Raw genomic sequence first — 24,379 nt, 5'->3', positions numbered from 1 at the left:
CTAGGGGAAACATCCGCCAGATAGACCTTCAGCACGGAAATTACCCGTCTTGAACCGGTGTCGGCCCGCCGCCCGCCATCCATCGCACATGAGCGCCGGAAGGCAGGAAATTGCCATTCGCGGCCACACATGGCGACTTTTGGATCAGGCTCTCAGAGTTGATGCCCCCCATCCACGGTGATGATCGACCCGGTCATGTAGCGGCTCGCATCGGATGCGAGCATCAGAACGACGCCGTCAAGATCCTGCGGCTCCCCCAGTCGCCGCATCGGGTTTCGACCTTTGAGGTAGCTCCCGGCAGGGCCTTGCAGCTGTTCCTCGTTGATTCGGGTTGGAAACCATCCGGGCGAAATGGCATTGACGCGGATATTGTGCGCGGCCCATTCCAGCGCCAGCGCCCGCGTCATCTGCGTCACGCAGGCCTTGGACATGGAATAAGCCGCCGCCCCCTTCTGCGGCCGTTCGCCCAGAATGCTGGTGGTGTTGACGATGGCTCCGCCCTTGCCGTTTTCGATCATCCGGCGCGCGGCTTCCTGCGCCACGAAAAAAGCGCCCGCGACATTGACCTCGAAAATATGCTCCAGCATGTCGCGCGTCGTGTCGAGCGCGCGCGCCATATGCGCGACACCGGCATTGTTGAACAGCGCCTCGATTCGCCCGAAACGCCTTTCGCCTTCATCGAAGGCGCGCACGATCTCGTCGGGACGCGTAACGTCCGCCATGATTTCCAGAACCCCGCCATCGCCTGACGGGCACTGGATTTCGCCCGCATGGCTACGCGAAATCGAAATCACATGCGCGCCATGCGCGGCCAGCACATGCACCATCCGCAGGCCCAGCCCCGAGGATCCGCCCGTCACGGCAATGACCTTGCCGCTGACGGAAAAAAGCTGATCGTCAGTCATTCATCCCCTCAACTGCCAATCCCATTTTATTAGTCACTAGGGTCAGGACCTATTAATTTGGTGAAAATGGTGTGAGACCATCCGTTTGGATACGAGGAGAAAAGGCGAAGGAAATGTGGTTCATTTTCGAGACTTTTCAACGCTGTAGCCGGGCGGATGGACCACATCCTTCGGACACCGAAAGGACTGGCGATCTGCGGCGTCAAGCCGCTCAACCGGGGAAACCACCCCGTTTTTCGCGTCTTTCCTTGCAGCTCTTGTCATTTCAGGTGCCATTTCCATCAAATTAACAGGTCCTGACCCTAGAACATCGGAGGTAGCAATTGAACAGGCCATCCCGTAAAAATCGGTTGAAATCAACACAATACACAGGCGGAAGGCGAAGCGTACCCAAAAGACGACATCTGTTCGCGATTGCGCGTCCCATTGCAGCGAAGTAGGAACAACGCAGATAATACCGAGACGCCGCAACGCCGACGCCGGGCTTTGACAGCCTCAAGCGCATAATCCGACTGCTGGAAAAACATCATGCCTGAAACATCTCGCCCTCTCGTCGCCGTGCCGACCGATGTGAAGCCGTTTGAAAACTACAACTGGCACGCCGCGCCCCAGCAATATCTGGAAGCCGCCATCGACATTGCCGGCGTGACGCCGCTTCTGGTGCCGAGCTTCGGCGACCGGATGGACTTCGACGCCATTCTCGATGCCGTGGACGGCGTTCTCGTCACCGGCTCGAAATCGAACGTCCATCCGTCGCTTTACGGCGTCGAGCCGAGCGCGGCCTTCGAACCTTATGACGATGCCCGCGACGCCACGTCGCTGCCGCTCATCCGTGCCGCGATTGAAAAGGGTGTGCCGGTGCTTGCCATCTGCCGCGGCATACAGGAACTGAATGTCGCGCTGGGCGGAACGCTCGCCACGGAAATTCAGGAGCTGGAAGGTCGCATGGACCACCGTGCGCCTGAGTCCGATAGCCAGGCCGAGCGCTTCGCGATCCAGCACCCGATCAAGCTCAACCCGAATTCGTGCCTGGCGGAAATCCTGAAAGAGGAGAGCGTGCGGGTGAACTCGGTTCACCGTCAGGCCATCGACAGGCTCGCGCCGACGCTGGAAGTCGAGGCCGTGGCCGAGGACGGCACCATCGAAGCGGTGTCGGTCAAGAACGCAAAAGGCTTCGTCGTCGGCGTCCAGTGGCACCCGGAATACTGGGCGCATTCCGATGCCCCCTCGCGCAAGATCTTCGAGGCGTTCGGCGATGCAGTGCGAAAGTATAAGGGAGTAAGGGAGTAAGGGAGTAAGGGAGTAAGGGAGTAAGGGAGTAAGGGAGTAGAATTACTTATTCTCGATCAAGGCAAATATTTTACTTGCCTTGTCCACCACTTACCCGCACCCTATTCCCCTATTCCCCTATTCCCCTATTCCCCTATTCCCCTATTCCCCTATTCCCCTCACTTCTTCACATGCCCCGTCTCCGGCACCGGCGTCAGCGCGGCGCCGGTATCGAACCACGCAATGAGATTGTCGATCACCAGATCGGCCATGTCGCGTCGGGTACGGACCGAAGCAGAGCCAATATGCGGCAGCAGAACCGTGTTCGGCGCATCGAGCAGCGCCTGCGGCACATGCGGTTCGTTTACAAAGACATCGAGGCCCGCTGCGGCAATCGTGCCGTTCTGCAACGCTTCGGCCAGCGCATCTTCGTCCACCACCGAGCCGCGCCCGATATTGACCAGAACACCTTCCGGCCCGAGCGCCTTCAGCACCTCCGCATTGATGGCCTTGGCCGTTTCCGCCCCGCCCGGCGCCACCAGGATGAGCGTGTCGACGGCCTCGGCCAGTTCGAGCAGGCTCGGATAATATTCGTAGGCGACATCCGGTGCCTTGCGGCGATTATGATAGGCAATCGGCAGGCCGAACGCCTCGATACGGTGTGCAACCGCCTTGCCGATGCGGCCGAGGCCGAAAATGCCGACCTTGCGTCCGCGCAGCGAAAGCTTCGACAGCGGATAGCGGCCTTCCCTGACCCAGTTTCCGGCGCGCAGGAATTCCTGCGATCTCGACAATTCGCGCACCGTGTCGATCAGGAGGCCGATGGTCGTATCCGCCACTTCCTCGGTCAGGACGTCCGGCGTGTTGGTGACCATGACATTCTTCGCGCCCGCGTGTTTCGCATCAACCGCATCGTAACCGACGCCGAAATTGCCGACGATTTCAAGACCGGGCAGGGCGTCGATCAGCGCCGCATCGACGGTCGACATGCTGGCGATGCCCTTCACATCCTTCGTCCAGGCCGCATCCAGAAGCGCCGTGTCGCCGCGCGCAATACGCCGGACGTTGAACTCACCCGAAAGCCGCTGCACGGCATAATCGTCGAAATTGCCGAGCACCAATATCGTTGCGTCACGTTTTGTCATGGCATTCCTCATGCGTGAAGAAGACCGGTCCGCCCGAAAAGGCGACCGGTATGGGGGAAATCAGCCCTGTTTCGGCTTGGACGTCGATTGCCGGATATGCAGTTCCGGCTTGATGAGTTCCTGTGTCGAAGAAACCTCGACGCCGTTCAACTGGTCGAGCAGCGCGCGGGCGGCACGGCGCCCCACCTCGCGCTGTCCATTCCAGACGGTCGTCAGCGCGGGCGTGGCAATGGCCGCTTCCTCAAGGTCGTCATAGCCGGTGACGGAAATATCCTCGCCCGGCACCAGCCCGGCGCGCGCGATGCCGTTCATCAGGCCGATGGCCGTCAGGTCGTTCCAGCAGACTGCCGCCGTCGGCTTGTCCTTCAGGGCGAGGAATTGCGGTGCGACCTCGAAACCGCCCTGCTTGGTGCGCGGCCCGGCAATACGCCAGTCGGGACGAACCTCAAGGCCGGCCTTTTCCATTGCCTGCACATAGCCGCGATAGCGGTCGCGGCCCGTCGATGTCTGGTCGGTGCCGCCGATCATGGCGATGCGGGTATGTCCCAGCGAAATCAGGTGATTGGTGGCAAGCCCGATGCCATAGGCGTCGTCGCCGCGGAAAACCGGCGCGTGGACGCCTTCCACGCTGCGGGCGATCAGCACGACCGGCAGGCCGTTATCCTCGGCAAGTTTGATGTCTTCCGGCGGCGTGCCGATGGCGGGCGACATGATCACGCCGTCGGCGCCAAGCTGTAGAAGCGTATCCATGAAGGTGCGCTGCTTTTCCAGCTGGTCGTAATGGTTGGACAGGATGAAGGTCTGGCGCGAACGGTCGAGTTCCGTCTCGATGGATCTGAGGATTTCCGCGAAGAACGGATTCATGATGTCATGCACGACAACGCCGACAATGCCCGAGCGCGACGTGCGCAGGCTCGCCGCGCGACGGTTGTAGATGTAACCGATGGCGCGGGCATGTTCCTTGATCTTCTCGCGGGTCTGGTCGGCAACGAGGGGGCTGTCGCGCAAAGCGAGCGAAACGGTGGCTGTCGAAACACCAAGCGCATCAGCGATGGTCGATAGCTTTATTTTCTGGGCCAAGTCGCCTCCCCAAAATGGTCCGTGCCGCTGCTGGAAACGCCGCCATGGCCTGGACAGGCGAGGCGCGACCGTTCGTCCTGCGAACGGTTATGCCATTGCAGTCATTGAATTGGAAGCATTTTCGATAGGACGCGCTCCGAAAAGTGTTTCATGGTTTCCGAGCAAGATGCGCGTCAAAACAAAGAGTTAGAGCGCAATAAACGGCAGCCTCATTCCGCCTCTTCCTCTTCGGGCACTTCCGGTTCCGGCTCATCTGGAATGCGCGCGACGCCGCGCACCGCGAGATCGCTCTCCATCCGGCCCAGCATTTTCAGAAGTGTCTTGCGATCCTTCTTGTCCAGGCTTTTCAGCATGTCCTTTTCCGTCTTGCGGATGGATTTCTCGATCGCCCTGATCGTTTCAAGTCCCGCCTGCGTCAGATAGACATGCGACTGGCGCTGGTCGGTTTCCGAGGCGCGTTTTGCCACGAAACCCTGGCCTTGCAGGCGCGCGATGGTCTTGGTGATGGTTGGCGGGCGCACGCCGAGGCGCTGCGCCAGAACGCCGGGCGTCAGGCCGTCTTCCGCCGCCAGTTGCAGCATCACCGCATCCTGTCCGGCGTAAAGCCCCTGTTCGAGAAGCCGGGTGGCCAGCACCGTTCGCGACAATCGCGCCACCGATTGCAGCCGGTAAAGTACAACTGCCTTATTGTCCTTGCTCATAGCCACCTCGCCCTTGTTACGACTTTATTGCGACGTTTCGCTGTCGCCTGATCGATAGTCCCACCCAATCACATATCGTAAAATATTGTCCGACTTATGAAACAACAAGCGCCTGTTGCTGTCATGGCTAATGGACGTTACGCTCCCGGGATCCAATGAAATGAACGAAGTGAGGAAAACATGACCGATCTGCGCGACCAGAACAGCAACATGATTGTCGTTCTGCCCCTTGGCGCTCACGAGCAGCATGGGCCTCACCTGCCGTTCGAAACGGATACGATCATCGCCGAAGGCATTGTCGCGCGCGTCAGCGATGCGCTGCCTGCCGAGTTGAACGTCAACTTCCTGCCCGCCCAGCCGGTCGGCTATTCCATCGAGCATATGGATACGGAAGGAACCCAGAGCCTCGCCTTCGCCGAGGCCGTGAACCAGTGGATCGGCATCGGTGAAAACCTGCACGCCGGCGGCATCCGCAAGCTGGTCATGCTGAACGCCCATGGCGGCAACGCGCCGCTCATGACCATCGTCGCCACGGAACTGCGCACCCGCCTCGACATGCTCGCCGTCGCCACGAGCTGGACCCGCTTCGGCCTGCCGGACGGGCTGATCTCGCCGGAGGAAAAAGCGCTCGACATCCATGGCGGCTTCATCGAAACCTCGGTGATGCTGGCGCTGCGCCCCGATCTGGTAGACATGGCGAAGGCGCGCAATTTCCCCAATGCGCAATCGCGCTTCGCCGACGAATTCAGCTTCCTGCGCGCCTATGGGCCGCACGCCTTCGGCTGGAAAATGCACGACCTCAACCCGGACGGCGTTGCCGGAAACGCCGCCGCCGCGACGGCGGAGGCCGGCGAAAAGCTGTTGGCGCACGCCGTTTCCGGCTTCATCGAATTGCTGCGCGACGTGGACCGCTTCGAGCCTGCCCGCTTCAGTTCCGGCGTCATGGCGCGAACGTGATGTAATATTATAGCATTGCATATGGCATTCGCTCCGGCCTTCCCTTATATGAGTTGTCCAATCTGAAGCCTCGCGATTATGCCGCGCGCATAATTCGGGACCATGCTCCAATTTCAAGAGGTACGAACCATGGCTGAAGCAGCAGCGACCACTGAAGCCGGCCGCATTCCCGTTACCGTTCTGACCGGCTATCTGGGCTCGGGAAAGACCACTCTTCTCAACCGCATCCTGACCGAAAACCACGGCAAGCGTTATGCGGTGATCGTCAATGAATTCGGCGAGATCGGCATCGACAACGACCTGATCGTCGAGTCGGACGAAGAAATCTACGAAATGAACAATGGCTGCATCTGCTGCACCGTGCGCGGCGACCTGATCCGCGTGGTGGAAGGGCTGATGCGCCGTCCGGGCCGTTTCGACGCCATCGTCGTGGAAACCACCGGCCTTGCCGATCCGGTTCCGGTCGCGCAGACCTTCTTCATGGATGACGACGTGCGCGCCAAGACCGGCCTCGACGCGGTCGTCGCGCTTGTGGACGCCAAGCACCTGCCGCTGCGCCTGAAGGACAGCCGCGAGGCCGAAGACCAGATCGCCTTTGCCGATGTGGTGCTGGTCAACAAGACCGACCTCGTGACGCCGCAGGAACTGGCGGCAATCGAGGCGACCGTGCGCGCCATCAATCCCCATGCCGTCATTCACCGCACCGAACGCGCTTCTCTTCCGCTCGACCGCGTGCTCGACCGCGGCGCCTTCGACCTGAAGCGCGTGCTGGACAACGATCCGCATTTCCTCGATCACGATCACCCGGACCATGTCTGCGGACCGGATTGCGATCACCATGATCATGATCACGGGCATGGGCATGATCACGGGCATCACCACCATGCGCACGATCACGACCATCATCATCACGATCATGACCATGTCTGCGGCCCCGACTGCGACCATGATCATGACCACGCCTCGCCGATCCACGATGTGACGGTGAAGTCCGTTTCGCTGCGCGCGGGCGAGATCGATCCGGCGAAATTCTTCCCCTGGATCCAGAACATCACCCAGACGCAGGGACCGAACATCCTGCGCCTCAAGGGCATCATCGCCTTCAAGGACGACCCGGACCGCTATGTGGTGCAGGGCGTGCACATGATCATCGAAGGCGATCACCAGCGCGCCTGGAAGGAAGACGAAAAGCGCGAAAGCCGCCTCGTCTTCATCGGACGCGAGCTCGATCCGGCTGCGCTGAAAGCCGATTTCGAAAATTGCCAAGCGAAATAAGACCGGGAAACGATGCCAACTGTTGCTCCGCTCGACCTTGACGGTCATTGCCTTTATGCGCGCTTTATCGGCGGCACCCCGTTTTTCGCCATGGCCGATGGCAGCGTCCACCGGCTCGGCGATGACGGCCACCAGACCTCGACAGCCCATGACGGGCTGCTGAGCGCCACGGTCAGCGTGGACGGCAAGTCGCTCGTCACCGGCGGCGAAGACGGTCGCGTCTGCCGCATCGATGCCGCCGGCGCGGTGAACGAGCTTGCGAAGGTTCCGCGCAAATGGATGACCGCTGTGGCAAGCGGCCCCGGCGGCACTGTCGGCTTTGCCTCGGGCCGTTCCGTCTGGGTGCGCACTTCGGACGGCAGAACCCAAGAATTCACGCAAGAGCGCAGCGTCGAAGGCATCGCCTTCGCGCCAAAGGGCCAGCGCCTTGCCATTGCGCGCTATAACGGCGCGACCCTGATCTGGACCGGCACGGCGGCCAAGCCCCTCGAGCTGGAATGGAAGGGCGCGCATATCGGCGTGACATTCTCGCCCGACGGGCGCTTCCTTGTCACCACCATGCAGGAAAATGCCCTGCACGGCTGGCGTCTGGAAGACAACAAGCACATGCGCATGACCGGCTATCCGGCCAAGGTGAAGGACTGGTCGTGGAGCGCCAGGGCCAAATGGCTCGCCACATCCGGCGCACCGGCGGCAATCGTCTGGCCTTTCGCGGGCAAGGACGGTCCGATGGGCAAGGCTCCGCTGGAGCTTGGCCTGCGCGGCGACAGCATGGTGACGGCGGTCGCCTGCCACCCGGTCGAGGACATTGCCGCCATCGGCTACAATGACGGCATGATCCTGATCGTGCGCTTCGCCGACAGCAAGGAAGTCCTGCTGCGCCGCCCCGGCAAGGGGGCAATCACCAGCATGGGATGGGACGCCGAAGGCCACCGTCTCGCTTTCGGTTCGGAAGCCGGGGATTGTGGAGTGGTTTCTATAAGGGAGTAAGGGAGTAAGGGAGTAAGGGAGTAAGGGAGTAAGGGAGTAGAATGACTTATTCTCGATCAAGGCAAATATTTTACTTGCCTTGTCCACCACTTGCCCGCACCCTATTCCCCTATTCCCCTATTCCCCTATTCCCCTATTCCCCTATTCCCCTATTCCCCTCGCCTTGCAACCGCCGGAGCCGCATCCGGCCCAAGCGACGCCACCCACTGGCTGATGGCGGCGATGTCCTTTTCACCCAGCATGTGATCCGCATCGATGGTGCGGGCATCGACGCGGGCGCCGCCCGAGCGCAGGAGCGCTGAAAGCGCCGGCGCAAAAGGCGAATAGAGCTTGTCGTCCTCGCCCGTGATCGTGAGAACGCGCGCCTTGCCCAGATTGGCGGCGGGGACATTGTCCAGAACCGGCATCGAGCGCATCAGCACCGCGCGCTTCACCAGATCGGGGTGCAGCATCATGGTCGCCGCCAGAAGATTGGCGCCGTTCGAATAGCCCACGAAAGTCGCGTGGGTGAGATCGAGATCCTTTTCATCGGCAAGCCGCGTCAGGAAGGTCACGAAGGCGTTGGCCTCAAGCTTCACGTCCTTCTGGTCGAACTTGACCGGCGTGATGCGTTTGTACCAGCGCGTGCCGCCATCCTGCATCACGCGGCCGCGAACGCCGAGCAGCGTGGCACGCGGCCAGATTCTGGCCGCCATCGGCACGAGGCTGGTTTCGTTGCCGCCCGAACCGTGCAGCAGGACCACCAGTTCGCCGGAAGCGTTGTCCGGCCTGTAAAAGCGATGGATGAACTGCCTGCTGCGCGAAAAATTCTGTTCTGGGGTCGGTTCCGCGTCGATCTTCTTCTCGCGCATTGTCACGCCTTCACCAAGTTTCGGAGCGCCCTGCTCCTCCTTCATCGAAGCGGCGATACCGCTCAGGGCCTTGCCCCGGCCTTTCATCGCCGCAGGCTGCCCCTCGGCCAGAACCGGGCCGGCCGCAGCCGTGATAAGAATTGTCGCCATGGCGGCAATAAACATCTTCTTTACCATGATCTCAACATAGCCAATGAGACGTTAACAAAGGTTTGAAAGCGGCTCTTCCCGGGTGCGTCCCCACCCCCCGCCGGTTTGAATAGAAGCGTCTTCTAACAGAAGAGTTTTAGCAGGAATGTGGCACTCGACACGAAAAATTACACCATGTTACAATTTGGTGACTATCGCCCGATTGCTTCAACAATGCGTGAACAGGAGATCGATCCAGGATTATCCATGCTTTTGACGCCTTTACGTGAGACTGTATCTGCAACTTGAGGGTCAATTGTTTTGGAAGTGGGAGTGACCATGAGCAGTTTCAAACCCGGCCGTTTTTCATCCGCCCGACTGACTTATGATGCGGTAACGCCTCGAAATATCTATCTGAACCGCCGAAACTTCATGGCGGGCGCGGCGGCCCTGACCGCGACCGGTTTTGCATCGCAGGCTTTTGCGGACCCTCTCAAGGCAACCGCTTCCGCCTATAAGGTCGATGAAAAGCTGACGCCGCAGGACGCGGTGACGACCTATAACAATTTCTACGAATTCGGTACCGACAAGAGCGATCCCTCCGCCAATTCCGGCAATTACAAGCCGCTGCCCTGGAAGCTGACGGTCGACGGGCTGGTGAAACAGCCCAAGGAATTCGATATTCAGGAACTGATTGCCAGGATGCCGCTCGAAGAACGCATCTACCGGATGCGCTGCGTGGAGGCCTGGTCGATGGTCATTCCGTGGATCGGCTTTCCGCTCGCAAGCCTGCTGTCGCAGGTGGAACCGCTCGGATCGGCCAGATATATCGCGTTCACCGGCGTCGTGCGCCCGGAAGAAATGCCGGGCCAGACCGGCCTGTTTCAGGTGCTCAACTGGCCCTATGTCGAGGGCCTGCGCCTCGATGAAGCCATGCATCCGCTGACCATCCTTTCGGTCGGCCTTTACGGCGAAACCCTGCAAAATGCCAACGGCGCGCCAGTCCGGCTCGTCGTTCCGTGGAAATACGGCTTCAAGGGTATCAAGGCGATCACGAAGATCAGCTTCGTCGAAAAGCAGCCGCCGACCTCGTGGCAGCAGCAGGCCGCCAACGAATATGGCTTCTATGCCAATGTGAACCCGGAGGTCGATCACCCGCGCTGGAGCCAGGCAACCGAGCGGCGCATCGGCGAAGGCAGTTTTCTGGGGTCCGGGCGACGCCCCACCCTGCCCTTCAACGGCTATGGCGAGGAAGTCGCCTCGCTCTATGCAGGCATGGACCTGAAGGTGAATTACTGACATGACCGCGCAGACGATCCAGACAGGCAACAGGACAACCCGGAAGAAGACCGCCCGTCCGGGCGGATGGAAAATCTGGCTGCTCTATGCGGCCGGTTTCGTTCCCGCGGTCTGGACCTTCTATCTGGCCCTTACGGGCAGCCTCGGGGCCGATCCGGTCAAGACCTTCGAACATACGCTCGGCCTGTGGGCGCTGCGCTTTCTGATCCTGACGCTCATGGTCACGCCGATCCGCGATCTGACCGGCATCGCGCTTCTGCGCTACCGGCGCGCGCTCGGTCTTCTCGCCTTCTATTATGCGCTGATGCATTTCTCCACCTATATGGTGCTCGATCAGAGGCTCGACATGGCGACCATCGTCGCCGATATCCTGCGACGCCCCTTCATCACCATCGGCATGGCCAGCCTCCTCATGCTCCTGCCGCTGGCGCTTACCTCCAACAACTGGTCGATCCGCAAGCTCGGACGCCGCTGGAACAGCCTGCACAGGCTCGTTTATGTGGCGATTGCGGGCGGCGCTATCCATTTCATCATGTCGGTGAAAAGCTGGCCCGCCGAGCCTGTCATCTATGGGGCGATCGTCACGCTCCTGCTCCTGTGGCGTCTGGTGCGCGCCCAAACGCGCAGCCGCAAGACCGCCGCCCGCCCGCGCGGCGCGGCGGCGATGGCCGTCAGGAAATAACGGCGCGCCGGGCGTCATCCTTCCTCTTTTACCAGTTTGGAGAGTTAATTCCGGCATTCTGGCCGTTAGGCGATGACATGGCGATGCAAATCATGCCAGTATCGCCGCGATTTCCGCACGTAGGATAATTCATGCAGCGGCAACCGGCGAATACGGAATGCATATGACTTCTCTTGTGAAACCCGCTCTCCTCCGCATCGCAGCCAAATTCCTCTTCGTTTTATTCGCTCTCGTCTTTGCGATATGGGCGAGCCTCGCCATGTGGTTCCAGTTGCCCTTCGGCGATGCTGTCCGCGGGTCGATCATCGCCGTCTGGTTGCTGATCACGCTTGGCGTCATCTTCGGAGAAAGACAGTATATCTGCTGGCGCAAGCGGCTTTTCTTCTGCATTCTGGCAGCCCTGATGCTGCTCGCATGGGCGACCGTGCGCCCGTCCCTCAACCGCATATGGGCGCCCGACGTCGCCCGTACGGTAACGGGCAAGATCGACGGCGACATCGTGACCCTTTCCAATGTGCGCGATTTCGTCTGGCGGACGACGGAGGATTTCACGCCCGACTGGAAAGAGGAAAGCTACGATCTGAGCAAGATCAGCACGGTCGATGTCTATCTTTCCTACTGGTCTGGTCCGGCCATCGCCCACACGCTTCTGTCCTTCGGCTTCGAGGATGGCCGCCATGTGGTCTTTTCCGGCAAAATCCGCCGCGAGCACCATGAAGTCTATTCGTCGATTGCCGGTTTCTTCCGCAAGTATGAGCTGGCGATGATCGCCGCCAGGGAACGCGACATCGTTTATCTGCGCACCAATATCCGCAAGGAAAACGTCTACCGCTACCGCGTGAAGCTTCCGCCCGCGGGCGCGCGCGAGCTTTTCCTGTCCTATGTGAAGCTCGGCAACGAACTGGCGGAACGGCCCAAGTTCTACAACACGCTGACGGCCAACTGCACCACGATCATTTTCAGCATGGCGCGGCTGCTGGACCCGACCTTCCCCTTCGACTACCGCATTTTGCTGTCAGGCTACCTGCCGGGCTATCTCTACGATCATGGCTGGCTGGAAAACGGCGACACGCTGGAAAAGGTGCGCGAAAAGGCATCCATAGATGCAAGGGCGCTTTCGGGCGGGCGCGACGGCTATTCGGAACGTATCCGCGAATAGAGCGTCGATCTGATTGAATCAGATCGACGCTCCAGCCTTTGCTTTTACGCGCGTCTTGTCCGAAAACCGTTTCACACTTTTCGGGACGCGCTCTAAAAAACCCCGCCGGGGCGACTGCTTCGACGGGGCTCGAAAGGACCGGAAAGATCAGATCGCGGCGGTGACGATGACCTCGACCTTGTAGTCCGGCGTTGCCAGCGCCGCTTCGCCGGTCGCGCGGGCGGGCGTGTGCGCCGGATCGACCCATGCGTCCCAGACGGCGTTCATTTCGGCAAAATCCTTCATGTCGGCGAGCCAGATGATCGCCTGAAGGATCCTGGTCTTGTCCGAACCCACTTCCTTGAGGAGGCGCTCCACCTCGGCCAGCACGGCCTTGGTCTGTTCGGTGACGCTGGCGCCCGGATTGCCCACCTGCCCGGAGAGATAAACGGTGTTGCCGTGAACGACGGCCTGGCTCATGCGCGGACCGGGTCCGATGCGACGGATGCTCATGGTAAACTCCTCTCAATGCTGCTTTTTTGCGGAAACGGTCCGCATGTGGAAATGTTGCGCATCCTTATTAAAGCCCCCGCCCGCTTTGGCAATGCCCGCTCGCAAAAATTGACCTCGAAGACCGGGCAATGCTAGTTTTCCCGGGAGTTCACGGAACGGGAAAACGGCAATGACACCTCCGGCTTCCGGCAAGGCAGACCGACAACCGAAATTGCTTTCCGGCGGCAATCCGCAGATTGCCAAGGGCTTCGGCGAAGAGCCGGTTCAAGCCTATATCGCGGCCATGCCCGGCTGGAAAAGCGCGATCGGAGAACGACTCGATTCGCTGGTGACGAAAGCCGTGCCAGACGTGCGCAAGGCGGTGAAATGGAATTCGCCCCTCTACGGCATGGACGACACGACCTGGTTTCTCGGCATTCACTGCTATGCGAAATACATAAAGCTCGCCTTCTTCAACGGACAGTCGCTGCATCCCCTGCCGCCGGTGGAATCCCGCAGTCCGCGCACCCGCTACCTGCATATATTCGAGGAAGGCCCGTTCGACGAGGCCCTGTTCACCGACTGGATGAAACAGGCAAGCCGTCTGCCCGGCGAAAAAATGTGAACCGGAGGAACAAACCGAAAATGACGAATTCAACTTCACCCGAAACGGCAGGCGAAGACACGGCTTCCGCGCTGATCGACGGACGCATCGCGGAACTGCGCGACTGGCGCGGCCAGACGCTTGCCCGCATCAGGGCGCTGATCAGGGACGCCGATCCGCATGTGATCGAGGAATGGAAATGGCGCGGCGTTCCGGTCTGGTCGCATGACGGCATCATATGCACCGGCGAAACATACAAAAGCGTGGTCAAGGCGACCTTTGCCAAAGGGGCTTCGCTGGAAGACCCTGCCGGCCTGTTCAATGCGAGCCTTGAAGGCAATACCAGACGCGCCATCGACATGCGCGAAGGCGAAGAGATCGACGCGGAGGCTTTCAAGGCGCTGGTGAGGGCCGCCATTGCTCTCAATGCGTCCAAACGGAAACGATAAATTTCCGGTGGAAGGCCGCGCCGCGCTCATGCCTCGCCGTGCGTAGCGCGGATTGACTCTTCGCCCCCCTCCCCCTATAAGGCGCGTCACGTTCACCCTTGCGGGTCTGCGGATGGCGTTGTGCTGTCCACTGCGAGGGATAAGAACCAGCTCCTGTTCAATAGAGCATGATCCCGAAAAGCGAAAACCGGTTTTCGGACCAGATCGTGTTCAAGAGAAAAACAGAATCAAGAAGGGCCGCACACCGCGGTATTAAATAAATGAAGCGCACTTATCAGCCATCCAAGATCGTCCGTAAGCGTCGCCACGGTTTCCGTGCACGCATGGCAACCACCGGCGGCCGCAAGGTTCTCGCCGCTCGCCGTTCGCGCGGCCGTAAGCGGCTCTCCGCTTAATCTTTTCCCGCGCAACGTGGGTCCATTGAGATTCTGGCTGGCGCGGTGAATGAAGATATGAAAAAGCCGAAACAAATACTCCGCCTTCGCAAGAGAGCGGAGTTTTTGGCTGTGAGGAACGGTGAAAAGCGCCGTGGGCCGCTGTTTCTTCTTGAAGTCCGCGAGCGGACGGAAGAGGAATCGGCGACGGCGAAAATCGGCGAAAAGCCCCGTGCAGGTTTCACCGTCACCAAGAAAAACGGCAATGCGGTCAAACGCAACCGCATCCGCCGCAGACTGAGAGAAGCGGTTCGTTGTCACGCGGGGCGTGACATGGCGCCTTCGACCGACTATGTGATCGTAGCGCGCGAGCAAGCTCTCACCGCGCCCTTTTCGCGACTGACCGAAGAACTCTCCCGCCGCCTCAAGGTCAAGGCCGGGCAACAGGGTGAGCGGCGGGGCGATGGGAAACGCCGAACGGAAAGACCGGAATCAGGACCCGTCAATGGAAAATAATCGCAATTTCTTCATCACCATTGCCCTGTCCATCCTCGTGCTGACGCTGTGGCAAGTGTTTTATCTGGGTCCGAAAACGGAAGCCCAGCGGGAGCAGGCACGCATTGAGGAGCAGCAGGCAGCGCAGCAGCAGGCCCAGACGGGGCAGGCTACTGGACAGACTGGTGGCGACACGCCGCAAACGCCCGCCACGCCCGGCGCGATCCCCGGCCATGGCGATGTCGCGGCCGCTGGCGGCACACTCACCCGCGAGGCAGCCGTCGCCCAGACGCAGCGCATCGATATCGACACGCCTTCCCTGCGCGGCTCGATCAACCTGACCGGCGCGCGTCTCGACGACCTTTATCTGAAGAAATATCACGAGACGGTGGACGACAGCTCGCCGGAAATCGAACTGCTCGCGCCGTCGGCGCTGAAGCAGGGCTATTTCGTCGAACTGGGCTTCACCGGCAACGACACGACCGGTCCCGTGCCGGGTCCGAACACGGTCTGGACCGTGGAAGGCAACAACAAGCTGACGCCGGCGACGCCCGTCACGCTGACCTATACCAACGAGAAGAACATCACCTTCAAGCGCGTCATCTCGGTTGACGACGCCTATATGTTCTCGGTTGACGACACCATCGCCAACAATACCGGCGCTGCGATCTCGCTTGCCTCCTATGGCCGCGTGACCCGCTTCAACCAGCCCGAACACGCAAGCGCCACCTATGTCCTGCATGAAGGCCTGATCGGCGTCATGGGTCAGGACGGCCTGCAGGAAATCAAATATTCCAAGATCGAGGACGACAAGGACATTTCGTTCAAGGACGTCGCTGGCGGCTGGGTCGGCATCACCGACAAATACTGGGCGGCAACGCTGGTTCCGCCACAGGACGAAAAGTTCACCGCGCGCTTCTCGCACTTCACCAATGACCGTCCGCGCTACCAGTCCGATTTTCTCGGCGCGCCGATGACCATTGCACCCGGCCAGTCGCAGACGCTGAAGAACCACATCTTCGCCGGTGCGAAAGTCGTTACCAACATCAAGAACTACGAGGAAAAGCTCGGCATCAAGCAGTTCGAACTGCTGATCGACTGGGGCTGGTTCTACTTCATCACCAAGCCGATGTTCTACCTCATCGACTGGATCTACAAGTTCTCCGGCAATTTCGGCGTCGCCATTCTGGTCGTCACCGTTCTGCTCAAGGGCCTGTTCTTCCCGCTTGCCAACAAGTCGTACAAGTCGATGGCGCGCATGAAGCTGGTGCAGCCGAAGCTGACGGAAATCCGCGAGAAATATGCGGATGACAAGATGAAGCAGCAGCAGGCCATGATGCAGCTTTACAAGGACGAGAAGATCAACCCGCTGGCAGGCTGCTGGCCGGTGCTGGTGCAGATTCCGGTGTTCTTCGCGCTCTACAAGGTGCTCTACGTCACCATCGAAATGCGCCACGCGCCGTTCTTCGGCTGGATTCAGGACCTTGCGGCACCCGATCCGACCTCGATCTTCAACCTGTTCGGCCTCCTGCCCTTCGGCGTGCCGGCCTTCCTGATGATCGGCGTCTGGCCGCTCCTGATGGGCATCACCATGTTCCTGCAAATGCGCATGAACCCGACGCCGCCCGATCCGACGCAGGCCGCGATCTTCACCTGGATGCCGGTGATCTTCACCTTCATGCTGGCTTCCTTCCCTGCCGGTCTGGTGATCTACTGGGCATGGAACAACCTGCTCTCCATCACCCAGCAGGGCATCATCATGAAGCGCCAGGGCGTGAAGATCGAGCTTTGGGACAATCTCAGGGGCCTCTTCAGGCGAAAGCCGAAAGAGGCGAAGAAATAAGGAAGGAAAAAGCCCCACAAATGTGGGGCTTTTTTTTTGTTTTTGTGGTGTATATAATCTCTATATTGATAGAGGATCACATATGGCAAACCCATTATTTGAAGAAATCAGCGGAATTCTTGAAAGCAAAAGCTTTCGCTCCGAGAACAAATGGCATTATTCTGTTAATTATCTTAGATATAACAGAATATTAATTGGAGACAGCAGGGCTCATATATCTATATATCACGACAGAAAAGGCTATCACACAACATTTAGACTTCATGAGTATAAAGATAGGTACTATAACAAGGAAATCAAAAATCTAGATGCATTATATCGCACTGTTACAACAGGCAGATTTCGCCAGAAGTTAGACATTAGCAGTGACACAATAACGGCGTTGGAATGGTTAAGAGCAAACCGATGATCCAAGCTCATAGATACCTGATGGCGAACTGCCCTCAAAAATAAAAACCCTTATCGCTGGCATTGACAATGTGGCCTATACCATTGATGCGTGTCATTCTAAGAATGATGCGGCCAGGATAAGAACATTGAGCGAGCAGGATAAGAAGCAGGCGGCGATCAGGGCCGCTCAGTCGGCGGCGGATGCGGTCCGGGAAGCCCAGGCGGCGCTGGCCGAGGAAGGACGCCTGCTCTTCAAGAAATCGTGGATATTCATTCGCGGCGTACCGTCGATGAAATTCCTGCCACCGGAAGGCCCGGTGGAAATCGCCTTTGCCGGGCGCTCCAATGTCGGCAAATCGTCGCTGATCAATTCCCTGGTCAACAAGAAGGGTCTTGCGCGCACCTCCAACACGCCGGGCCGCACGCAGGAACTGAACTATTTCGTGCCGGACGGCTATTCGGGCGAAAAAGGCGACCTGCCGCCGCTGGCGCTCGTCGACATGCCGGGCTATGGCTTTGCCGAGGCCCCGAAAGCGCAGGTCGATGCATGGACCCGCCTCGTCTTCGATTACTTGCGCGGTCGCACCACGCTGAAGCGCGTCTATGTGCTGATCGATGCGCGCCACGGCATCAAGAAGAACGACGCCGAAGTGCTCGACCTTCTCGACAAGGCCGCCGTGTCCTATCAGATCGTGCTGACCAAGATCGACAAGATCAAGCCCGCGGGCGTGCCGCGCCTCTTGGAAGAGACGCACAAGCTCACCTACAAGCGCGCCGCCTGTTTTCCCGGCATCATCGCCACTTCTTCGGAAAAGGGCGTCGGCCTCGACGATCTGCGCGCGGCCATCGCGCTGCTTCTCAAGGAATACTGACCGGAGCAAGCATCGCGTTTATCGATGGAATCGCGAAGGTTATACGCCTTCGCGAGCGCCACGACGGTCCATGCGGTCGATTACCGATATCGCAATCTTGGTGATGACCGTTCCCGTAATGCCCCCCAAAAGCACCCAGACAGACGGCCCCAATATCATCCACGGTTCGTGAATAGCGCCATCCGCGCCCATCGTCGTGAAATAGCGATCTCCAACATAGAGCCCCATCATGCCGATAATGGGCAAAATGGCTGAAACCCACGACATAAAATTCAATATTGAACGCAATCTTCTCATCAATCTGTATCCGATTAAAAACTGAGGATTGCGTCGAAAAAAGTCCAAACAATGGCTCCGGTTTCAACCGACGCAATTGCCTCGCACTCCGCTGCCAGCCCTGGAATTCGGCAAATCACGCCCCCGTAAATAGAAAACCGTTTTACACCGCTCGCCATCTTGCCTAAAAAAGCCCAGCTCTTTTTGCCCTGTCGCCAGCCATGGAGCCCGCGATGACGACACTTGAAAATCCTGAAATGCAAGCGCAACTCCTGTCCGCGGCCCTGCCCTATATGCAGCGCTACGAAAACAAGCATGTCGTCGTGAAATATGGCGGCCACGCCATGGGCAACCCCGAATTGGGCAAGGCATTCGCACGCGACATCGCGCTTCTGAAACAGTCCGGTATCAATCCTATCGTCGTGCATGGCGGCGGCCCGCAGATTCAGGCCATGCTGACCAAGCTCGGCATCGAATCGCGCTTCGAGGGCGGCTTGCGCGTCACCGACGAAAAGACAGTCGAAGTGGTGGAAATGGTTCTGGCCGGTTCCATCAACAAGGAAATCGTCGCCCTCATCAACGCCGAAGGCGAATGGGCCATCGGGCTTTGCGGCAAGGACGGTAACATGGTCTTCGCGCAGAAGGCGCACAAGACCGTCATCGATCCTGACTCCAATATCGAGAAAGTGCTGGACCTCGGCTTCGTCGGCGAACCGGCGGAAGTGGATCGCACCCTGCTCGACCTGCTCGCCCGCTCCGAGATGATCCCGGTCATCGCGCCGGTCGCACCGGGCCGCGACGGCCACACCTACAACATCAATGCCGATACTTTTGCGGGCGCCATTGCGGGCGCGCTGGCCGCAACGCGCCTCCTGTTCCTCACCGACGTTCCGGGCGTGCTCGACAAGGACAAGAACCTCATCAAGGAACTCTCCGTCGCCGACGCGCAGGCGCTCATCAGGGATGGCACGATTTCCGGCGGCATGATCCCCAAGGTCGAAACCTGCATCGACGCAATCCGCCGGGGCGTGGAAGGCGTCGTGATTCTCAACGGCAAGACGCCGCATTCGGTCCTGCTGGAGCTTTTCACCGAACATGGGGCCGGCACGCTTATCGTGCCGTAACAAGACAAAGTACGCTTATCGTGCCGTAACGAAACGAAGTACGCTTGTCGTGCCGCAAGGGATCGACCATGACCGATATTCCGGATAGAGCCGCGTTCGCTCACGTCACCGACTGGGTGTTCGACCTCGATAACACGCTCTATCCGCACGCCGCCGATCTGTTCTCGCAGATCGACGTGCGCATGACGAGCTATGTCGAGAATCTCCTGAAACTACCGCGCGAGGAAGCACGCCGGATTCAGAAACAGTTCTATCTGGAATATGGCACGACGCTTAAAGGCCTGATGGAATGCCACCAGATCGACCCGGACGATTTTCTGCAAAAGGTCCATGACATCGATTATTCGTGGCTGAAGCCCGATCCGGCGCTCGGACAGGCGATCAAGGCGCTGCCGGGGCGCCGCTTCATCTTCACGAACGGCGATCGCGGCCATGCCGAACGCGCAGCGCGCCAACTCGGCATTCTCGACGATTTCGACGATATTTTCGACATCGTGGCGGCGGGCCTGACGCCCAAGCCGGAACGGGCCACCTATGACCGTTTCCTCGGCGCCTTCGGCGTCGATGCGCAAAAGGCGGTCATGTTCGAGGACCTGGCGCGCAATCTGGTCGTGCCCAAGACCCTCGGCATGAAGACGGTGCTGGTCGTGCCGAACAATTTCGAGCCGACCTTCTCGGAAATATGGGAAAGCGACCCCGAATTCACCGATCAGGTGGATTATGTGACGGACAACCTGACCGGGTTTCTGGAACAGATCCGTGCGGCCCGGTAGACACTTTACCGGCCTTGAAAGGCGGATCGACAAGCTGCCGCGTCGCCGGTCCGCCCAAAACAGTCAGAGCTTGTAGAAACCCTTGATGAGCCCCCAGGCTTCGTCGGCGGTTTCCACGAAGTTCAGCAGTTCGATATCGGCCGGCGAAATCGTGCCCTGCTCGGCCAGAAATTCGATATTGATCGCCTTGGTCCAGAACTCCCTGCCGAACAGGATCAGCGGCATACGCTCCATGCGATTGGTCTGGATCAGCGTCATCGCCTCGAAAAGCTCGTCCATCGTGCCGAAACCGCCGGGGAACACGCAGACCGCCTTGGCCCGCATCAGAAAATGCATCTTGCGGATCGCGAAATAATGGAAATTGAAGCAAAGATCCGGCGTGACATAGGCATTGGGCGCCTGTTCGTGCGGCAGCACGATATTGAGGCCGATGGTCGGCGCGCCGACATCGGCGGCACCGCGATTGCCTGCTTCCATGACACCGGGTCCACCGCCCGTCACCACGATGAATTCGCGATAATAGGACGTGGCGGAATATTCCGAGCATAGCCGCGCGAATTTGCGCGCTTCCTCGTAATAATGCGAATTGGCCTGAAGGTTCTTCTTCTGGACCTCGTTCTTGGCCGCCCATGCCTCGCCGCCCGGTTCGGGAATACGCGCGCCGCCGAACATGACGACGGTGGACTTGATGCCCCGGTCGGCCAGAATCATTTCCGGCTTCAGAAGCTCAAGTTGCAGACGCACCGGGCGCAGGTCGCGCCGGGTCATGAAATCGTCATCGGTAAATGCAAGGCGATAGGCCGGAGCCTCGGTCTGGGGCGTCTGCGGTACGGTCCGCGCCTGCTTGATAGCTTCCTCTGAATTCGGGAACGGCGTCCAGCCGGACTTCTCCATCGGGTTCATTCTTCTCACCTGCTCCTTCATTCCTGCCATGCAACGAATTCGACATCCATTCTGGCGCTAAATGCTTAATCTGTCTCAAACGTGGCACCGAAATCGGATCACGAACGAGATTGACCCATATGGCGCCTTCGCTTAATCAATTTCCCGACAGCGGGCCGCGCCCGCCATCCGCCCGCCCATCCATGGAGATCGCACCCTATGACCAAGCCAGACCTCGCCTCCCTCGAGAAGACAATAGACAAGGCTTTCGACGAGCGCGACGGCATCAGCACGGCAACGCGCGGCGAAGTGCGCGAAGCCGTCGAACAGTCGCTCATTCTGCTCGATCGCGGCGAAGCCCGTGTCGCAGAAAAACAGGCGGACGGCAACTGGCATGTCAACCAATGGCTGAAGAAAGCGGTTCTGCTCTCTTTCCGCCTCAACCCGATGGAAGTCATCAAGGGCGGCCCCGGCCAGTCCTCATGGTGGGACAAGGTCCCCTCGAAGTTCGACGGCTGGACGGCCAATGAATTCGAAAAGGCGGGCTTCCGCGCCGTGCCGAACTGCGTCGTACGCCACTCGGCCTATATCGCGCCGAACGCCATCCTCATGCCGTCCTTCGTCAATCTGGGCGCCTATGTCGATGAAGGCGCGATGGTCGATACCTGGGCGACCGTCGGCTCCTGCGCGCAGATCGGCAAGAACGTCCACCTTTCCGGCGGCGTCGGCATCGGGGGCGTGCTGGAACCCATGCAGGCAGGCCCGACCATCATCGAGGACAATTGCTTCATCGGCGCGCGCTCGGAAGTCGTGGAAGGCTGCATCGTGCGCGAAGGCTCCGTGCTCGGCATGGGCGTCTTCATCGGCAAATCGACCAAGATCGTGGATCGCGCCACTGGCGAAGTCTTCTATGGCGAAGTACCGCCCTATTCGGTCGTCGTCGCGGGCACCATGCCCGGCAAGAACGTTCCCGGCGAAAACTGGGGCCCGAGCCTTTATTGCGCCGTCATCGTCAAGCGCGTCGATGAAAAGACCCGGTCGAAGACATCCATCAACGATCTGCTGCGCGACTGATCTTCATCGCAATTCTGGAAACGGAAAAGGGCGAAGCCACCGGCTCCGCCCTTTTCCTTGAGTTCTGGTATAATGTGCCGCCCCTTCGGATGGCGCTTCGCCTCTGTCCGGGCGATCCGGGGAAGCTCTGACGCCATCCTCCGGGGAGATTCTCGATATCCGGCCTTGCCGGCCTCTCGGATAGTTCCTCCCGGACATCCCACACGTGAGGGGGAGAAACGCATGGGATGTCCTGGGGATTCCAGCTATCGGAACGAATTAGTTCTGGTAGCTGGACGGGGAAGCGTCGCCGAAGCGATTTGCCGAGCCGTCCTGATAGACCGGCGCGGACTGGCGAATGGAGGCCGGGGCCGTGTAGTCGACATTGTCGCGGGTCGAAACGACCGGAGTCTCACCCGGCAAAGTGAAGGCCCTGTCCTGGGCAGCCAGGGCTTCAGGTTCGCCGACGAACGGATTTTCGGCAAAGGCAGCACCGGCGCTGAGAGCGACGGCAAGAGCGGCGAGAGCGAGCGTCTTCATCTTCTTGTTCCTTTCCATGCGTCCCCTGACTTCGGCATCGGCTTCGGCATCGTGCCGGCGAGGTCTTCAGACCTTCAAACCGCAGGAGACTTTTAGAGCGCGTTTCTTTTCTGTTGAATCAGATCGGCGCTCTAACTTTTTGTTTTATCGCGCATCTTTTCCGAAAACCGTTTCACACTTTTCGGGATGCGCTCTAGTGGATTGAATTTGACGTTTGATTCCCGACTGAATGAGATGCCGTTTCAAACGTCAAATTCGAAAAATCCACTAGATACATAAACTTACTAGTGGTCTGATTCCGACATTTGCTCGGCGCCTGTATCAGAGGGATGCAAATGTCGGAATCAGACCACTAGCTGAGCCTTCGTGGCTCTCCCTGCGGTGTCAGGCACATCTGGGAGGAAATGCCCCGACACCTTCGGGAATACGTGCAATGTGGATATTTCATTCATGCCCGGCCCATCGGGACCGGAAAGGTCGGAAGTCCGGCCGGACTTTTACTTCTGGTAGGAAGAAGGCGATGCATCACCGAAGCGATGAGCCGAACCATCCTGATAGACCGTTTCCTTGCTGATCGAGGCAGGAGCGGTGTAGTCGATCTTCTGGGAAGCAACCGGGGTGCGGTCGTTTGCATAAAGATCGGCAGGCTCACCGACATGCGGATTCTCGGCAAAGGCAGCACCGGCGCTAAGGGCGAAGGCAGCGGCAGCAAGAACAATCTTTTTCATTTTCCTATCTCCTTGGAATGTGGAGCGGCGTTTTGCTCGTCGTTCCGATGCACCTCAGATGGGCGACAATGTGCAGGATTTCCAGTCACGAAAATGTTTGCCCAATCACACATTCGTGCGGCCAATTTCTTGCGACTTCAAAAAATGAACGGAATAATATGAATAATTACAATTAGTTATCTGATATACCAGGCTTCACGCAACTGTTACAAAGCGGTTTTTGTTCAAGATGCGCGAACACTCTGTACGAATATATTGTCCAATGTGAGTGAACAATGACGCCGTTTTCCCGGAAACAGCAGCCCAGAAACAGCAGCGTTGCGAAATGGGGCGGTCGTATCGAGAGACTGTTCCAAAAGAAAAAGCCGCATCGAATGCGGCTTGATCACGGTTCGCAGCCTGCCCGACCGGTGTGCGGAAACCGACGGCGCTTTGTTCAGTTATTCGCGACAGCGACCGAGCGTCCGGCGATGGAGACCCATTGGCCGGAATTGGCTGGCGATTGCATCTTGATATAGCGATAGGGCGTCTTCCCGACCGGCAGCACTTCGTCGCGCAGATTGTCGAGAATATAGTCGCCATGGTCGGTGCGCACCGTCAGGACGACGTGCGGCTCGCTGCCCTGAACCATCGTGATGAGAAGCTGTGACGGGCCGATGCCCCGCGCCATCAGCCGCGCGCGCTTCATCAGCACATAATCCTCGCAGTCACCCCTGCCATTGGCGGGGATGGCCCAATAATCGCGCTTGTCGTAATTATCCCGATCGGAAACCGGCCTGACGCGGCGATTGACGGAACTGCTGACCGATTGCAGCAGCTTCATGCGCTTTGGCGTGAGCTTCATCGGCGGCAATACGCGATGCGCCCCGCAATCGCGCGGATTGCGGCCGCAATAGTTCTTGTGCCCGTATGGAATACTCGTCAGCCCGCCTGCTTCACTCCACTGCGCGGCCTTGGCCGGTATTGTCGCCGCTCCGAAGAACACCATTAAACCTGCCAGGGCAGAAGAGACAAAACGCATACGCACTTTCCCATTTTTAAAAGAGTTCCCGTTGACCGGCCC

General features: G+C 59.1%; 27 protein-coding genes. 16 read left to right on the top strand and 11 right to left on the bottom strand.

The window, feature by feature from the left end; translation table 11 throughout:
• Positions 1 to 152 precede the first annotated feature (152 nt).
• Positions 153 to 905: an SDR family NAD(P)-dependent oxidoreductase gene (locus FHS76_RS14895; RefSeq protein ID WP_183654217.1), complete on the bottom strand. Its 753-nt coding sequence runs from the start codon at positions 903 to 905 to the stop codon at positions 153 to 155.
• A 528-nt stretch (positions 906 to 1,433) separates the two neighbouring features.
• Here FHS76_RS14895 and FHS76_RS14890 point away from each other — a divergent pair.
• Positions 1,434 to 2,195, top strand: coding sequence for a gamma-glutamyl-gamma-aminobutyrate hydrolase family protein (locus tag FHS76_RS14890; protein WP_183654214.1), 762 nt, complete (start codon positions 1,434 to 1,436; stop codon positions 2,193 to 2,195).
• A 158-nt stretch (positions 2,196 to 2,353) separates the two neighbouring features.
• On the opposite strand, the gene FHS76_RS14885 is transcribed toward FHS76_RS14890, so the two are convergent.
• From FHS76_RS14885 to FHS76_RS14875, 3 genes are all read right to left on the bottom strand, one after another.
• Positions 2,354 to 3,319, bottom strand: coding sequence for a 2-hydroxyacid dehydrogenase (locus tag FHS76_RS14885; protein ID WP_183654212.1), 966 nt, complete (start codon positions 3,317 to 3,319; stop codon positions 2,354 to 2,356).
• A 60-nt stretch (positions 3,320 to 3,379) separates the two neighbouring features.
• Positions 3,380 to 4,399 carry a LacI family DNA-binding transcriptional regulator gene (locus FHS76_RS14880; protein WP_183654210.1) on the bottom strand — a complete coding sequence of 340 codons (1,020 nt, stop codon included), beginning with the start codon at positions 4,397 to 4,399 and terminating at the stop codon, positions 3,380 to 3,382.
• Positions 4,400 to 4,608: 209 nt separating this feature from the next.
• Positions 4,609 to 5,100 carry a MarR family winged helix-turn-helix transcriptional regulator gene (locus tag FHS76_RS14875; RefSeq protein WP_183654208.1) on the bottom strand — a complete coding sequence of 164 codons (492 nt, stop codon included), beginning with the start codon at positions 5,098 to 5,100 and terminating at the stop codon, positions 4,609 to 4,611.
• A gap of 180 nt (positions 5,101 to 5,280) precedes the next feature.
• On the opposite strand from FHS76_RS14875, the gene FHS76_RS14870 reads away from it, so the two are divergent.
• The 3 genes from FHS76_RS14870 (at position 5,281) to FHS76_RS14860 (ending at position 8,322) form a co-directional block, all read left to right on the top strand.
• Positions 5,281 to 6,057, top strand: a complete 777-nt coding sequence (locus tag FHS76_RS14870) for a creatininase family protein (RefSeq protein ID WP_183654206.1) — start codon at positions 5,281 to 5,283, stop codon at positions 6,055 to 6,057.
• 129 nt (positions 6,058 to 6,186) lie between these two features.
• Entirely contained in the window at positions 6,187 to 7,332 is a 1,146-nt protein-coding gene (locus tag FHS76_RS14865) for a CobW family GTP-binding protein (protein ID WP_183654204.1), read from the top strand.
• A gap of 12 nt (positions 7,333 to 7,344) precedes the next feature.
• A complete protein-coding gene (locus tag FHS76_RS14860; RefSeq protein WP_183654201.1) occupies positions 7,345 to 8,322 on the top strand; it encodes a WD40 repeat domain-containing protein in 978 nt (325 codons plus the stop codon).
• Positions 8,323 to 8,471: 149 nt separating this feature from the next.
• On the opposite strand, the gene FHS76_RS14855 is transcribed toward FHS76_RS14860, so the two are convergent.
• Complete coding sequence (locus FHS76_RS14855; protein WP_183654198.1) at positions 8,472 to 9,350, bottom strand: alpha/beta hydrolase; 879 nt, start codon at positions 9,348 to 9,350, stop codon at positions 8,472 to 8,474.
• A gap of 291 nt (positions 9,351 to 9,641) precedes the next feature.
• On the opposite strand from FHS76_RS14855, the gene msrP reads away from it, so the two are divergent.
• The 3 genes from msrP to FHS76_RS14840 all read left to right on the top strand — a co-directional run bounded on the left by msrP (position 9,642) and on the right by FHS76_RS14840 (position 12,442).
• Positions 9,642 to 10,601 (top strand): protein-methionine-sulfoxide reductase catalytic subunit MsrP, encoded by a 960-nt coding sequence (gene msrP, locus FHS76_RS14850; RefSeq protein WP_183654195.1) that lies wholly within the window; start codon positions 9,642 to 9,644, stop codon positions 10,599 to 10,601.
• Position 10,602: 1 nt separating this feature from the next.
• Positions 10,603 to 11,283: a protein-methionine-sulfoxide reductase heme-binding subunit MsrQ gene (gene msrQ / locus FHS76_RS14845; protein ID WP_183654192.1), complete on the top strand. Its 681-nt coding sequence runs from the start codon at positions 10,603 to 10,605 to the stop codon at positions 11,281 to 11,283.
• A 157-nt stretch (positions 11,284 to 11,440) separates the two neighbouring features.
• A complete protein-coding gene (locus tag FHS76_RS14840; protein WP_374828643.1) occupies positions 11,441 to 12,442 on the top strand; it encodes an Lnb N-terminal periplasmic domain-containing protein in 1,002 nt (333 codons plus the stop codon).
• 147 nt (positions 12,443 to 12,589) lie between these two features.
• On the opposite strand, the gene FHS76_RS14835 is transcribed toward FHS76_RS14840, so the two are convergent.
• Positions 12,590 to 12,934: a RidA family protein gene (locus tag FHS76_RS14835; protein ID WP_183654186.1), complete on the bottom strand. Its 345-nt coding sequence runs from the start codon at positions 12,932 to 12,934 to the stop codon at positions 12,590 to 12,592.
• A 169-nt stretch (positions 12,935 to 13,103) separates the two neighbouring features.
• On the opposite strand from FHS76_RS14835, the gene FHS76_RS14830 reads away from it, so the two are divergent.
• The 6 genes from FHS76_RS14830 (at position 13,104) to yihA (ending at position 17,940) form a co-directional block, all read left to right on the top strand.
• The gene (locus FHS76_RS14830) at positions 13,104 to 13,538 is read left to right on the top strand and encodes a DUF1801 domain-containing protein (RefSeq protein WP_183654183.1); all 435 of its coding nucleotides are present in this window, start codon (positions 13,104 to 13,106) and stop codon (positions 13,536 to 13,538) included.
• A gap of 20 nt (positions 13,539 to 13,558) precedes the next feature.
• Entirely contained in the window at positions 13,559 to 13,966 is a 408-nt protein-coding gene (locus FHS76_RS14825) for a DUF1801 domain-containing protein (protein ID WP_183654179.1), read from the top strand.
• Positions 13,967 to 14,226: 260 nt separating this feature from the next.
• Positions 14,227 to 14,361, top strand: a complete 135-nt coding sequence (gene rpmH, locus FHS76_RS14820) for a 50S ribosomal protein L34 (protein ID WP_006467565.1) — start codon at positions 14,227 to 14,229, stop codon at positions 14,359 to 14,361.
• Positions 14,362 to 14,418: 57 nt separating this feature from the next.
• Positions 14,419 to 14,856, top strand: a complete 438-nt coding sequence (gene rnpA / locus FHS76_RS14815) for a ribonuclease P protein component (protein WP_183654176.1) — start codon at positions 14,419 to 14,421, stop codon at positions 14,854 to 14,856.
• Positions 14,846 to 16,678, top strand: a complete 1,833-nt coding sequence (gene yidC / locus FHS76_RS14810) for a membrane protein insertase YidC (protein WP_183654173.1) — start codon at positions 14,846 to 14,848, stop codon at positions 16,676 to 16,678. The genes rnpA and yidC overlap by 11 nt, the downstream gene beginning before the upstream one ends.
• Before the next feature lie 617 nt (positions 16,679 to 17,295).
• Positions 17,296 to 17,940 (top strand): ribosome biogenesis GTP-binding protein YihA/YsxC, encoded by a 645-nt coding sequence (yihA, locus tag FHS76_RS14805; protein ID WP_235992685.1) that lies wholly within the window; start codon positions 17,296 to 17,298, stop codon positions 17,938 to 17,940.
• A gap of 39 nt (positions 17,941 to 17,979) precedes the next feature.
• Here the strand turns inward: yihA and FHS76_RS14800 are convergent, their stop codons facing one another.
• Complete coding sequence (locus FHS76_RS14800) at positions 17,980 to 18,237, bottom strand: hypothetical protein (RefSeq protein WP_183654168.1); 258 nt, start codon at positions 18,235 to 18,237, stop codon at positions 17,980 to 17,982.
• Between the two features lie 212 nt (positions 18,238 to 18,449).
• Between FHS76_RS14800 and argB the strand changes: the two genes are divergently transcribed.
• Entirely contained in the window at positions 18,450 to 19,340 is an 891-nt protein-coding gene (gene argB, locus FHS76_RS14795; protein WP_183654165.1) for an acetylglutamate kinase, read from the top strand.
• Positions 19,341 to 19,408: 68 nt separating this feature from the next.
• On the top strand, positions 19,409 to 20,113 hold the full coding sequence (locus tag FHS76_RS14790; protein WP_183654162.1) for a pyrimidine 5'-nucleotidase: 705 nt from the start codon (positions 19,409 to 19,411) through the stop codon (positions 20,111 to 20,113).
• Positions 20,114 to 20,176: 63 nt separating this feature from the next.
• Here FHS76_RS14790 and FHS76_RS14785 read toward each other — a convergent pair whose 3' ends face one another.
• Entirely contained in the window at positions 20,177 to 21,016 is an 840-nt protein-coding gene (locus tag FHS76_RS14785) for an LOG family protein (RefSeq protein WP_183654159.1), read from the bottom strand.
• A gap of 198 nt (positions 21,017 to 21,214) precedes the next feature.
• Here FHS76_RS14785 and dapD point away from each other — a divergent pair, with 198 nt between their 5' ends.
• Entirely contained in the window at positions 21,215 to 22,069 is an 855-nt protein-coding gene (gene dapD / locus FHS76_RS14780) for a 2,3,4,5-tetrahydropyridine-2,6-dicarboxylate N-succinyltransferase (protein ID WP_183654156.1), read from the top strand.
• A gap of 258 nt (positions 22,070 to 22,327) precedes the next feature.
• On the opposite strand, the gene FHS76_RS14775 is transcribed toward dapD, so the two are convergent.
• The 3 genes from FHS76_RS14775 to FHS76_RS14765 all read right to left on the bottom strand — a co-directional run bounded on the left by FHS76_RS14775 (position 22,328) and on the right by FHS76_RS14765 (position 24,304).
• Positions 22,328 to 22,588, bottom strand: a complete 261-nt coding sequence (locus FHS76_RS14775) for a hypothetical protein (protein ID WP_183654153.1) — start codon at positions 22,586 to 22,588, stop codon at positions 22,328 to 22,330.
• Between the two features lie 497 nt (positions 22,589 to 23,085).
• The gene (locus tag FHS76_RS14770) at positions 23,086 to 23,316 is read right to left on the bottom strand and encodes a hypothetical protein (RefSeq protein ID WP_183654150.1); all 231 of its coding nucleotides are present in this window, start codon (positions 23,314 to 23,316) and stop codon (positions 23,086 to 23,088) included.
• Between the two features lie 436 nt (positions 23,317 to 23,752).
• Complete coding sequence (locus tag FHS76_RS14765; protein ID WP_183654425.1) at positions 23,753 to 24,304, bottom strand: transglutaminase-like cysteine peptidase; 552 nt, start codon at positions 24,302 to 24,304, stop codon at positions 23,753 to 23,755.
• Between the last annotated feature and the right edge of the window lie 75 nt (positions 24,305 to 24,379).

Origin of the sequence: Brucella daejeonensis, from assembly GCF_014199265.1 — a bacterium.
Classification (GTDB): domain Bacteria; phylum Pseudomonadota; class Alphaproteobacteria; order Rhizobiales; family Rhizobiaceae; genus Brucella; species Brucella daejeonensis.
This window is presented reverse-complemented; position numbering and strand designations above follow the sequence as displayed.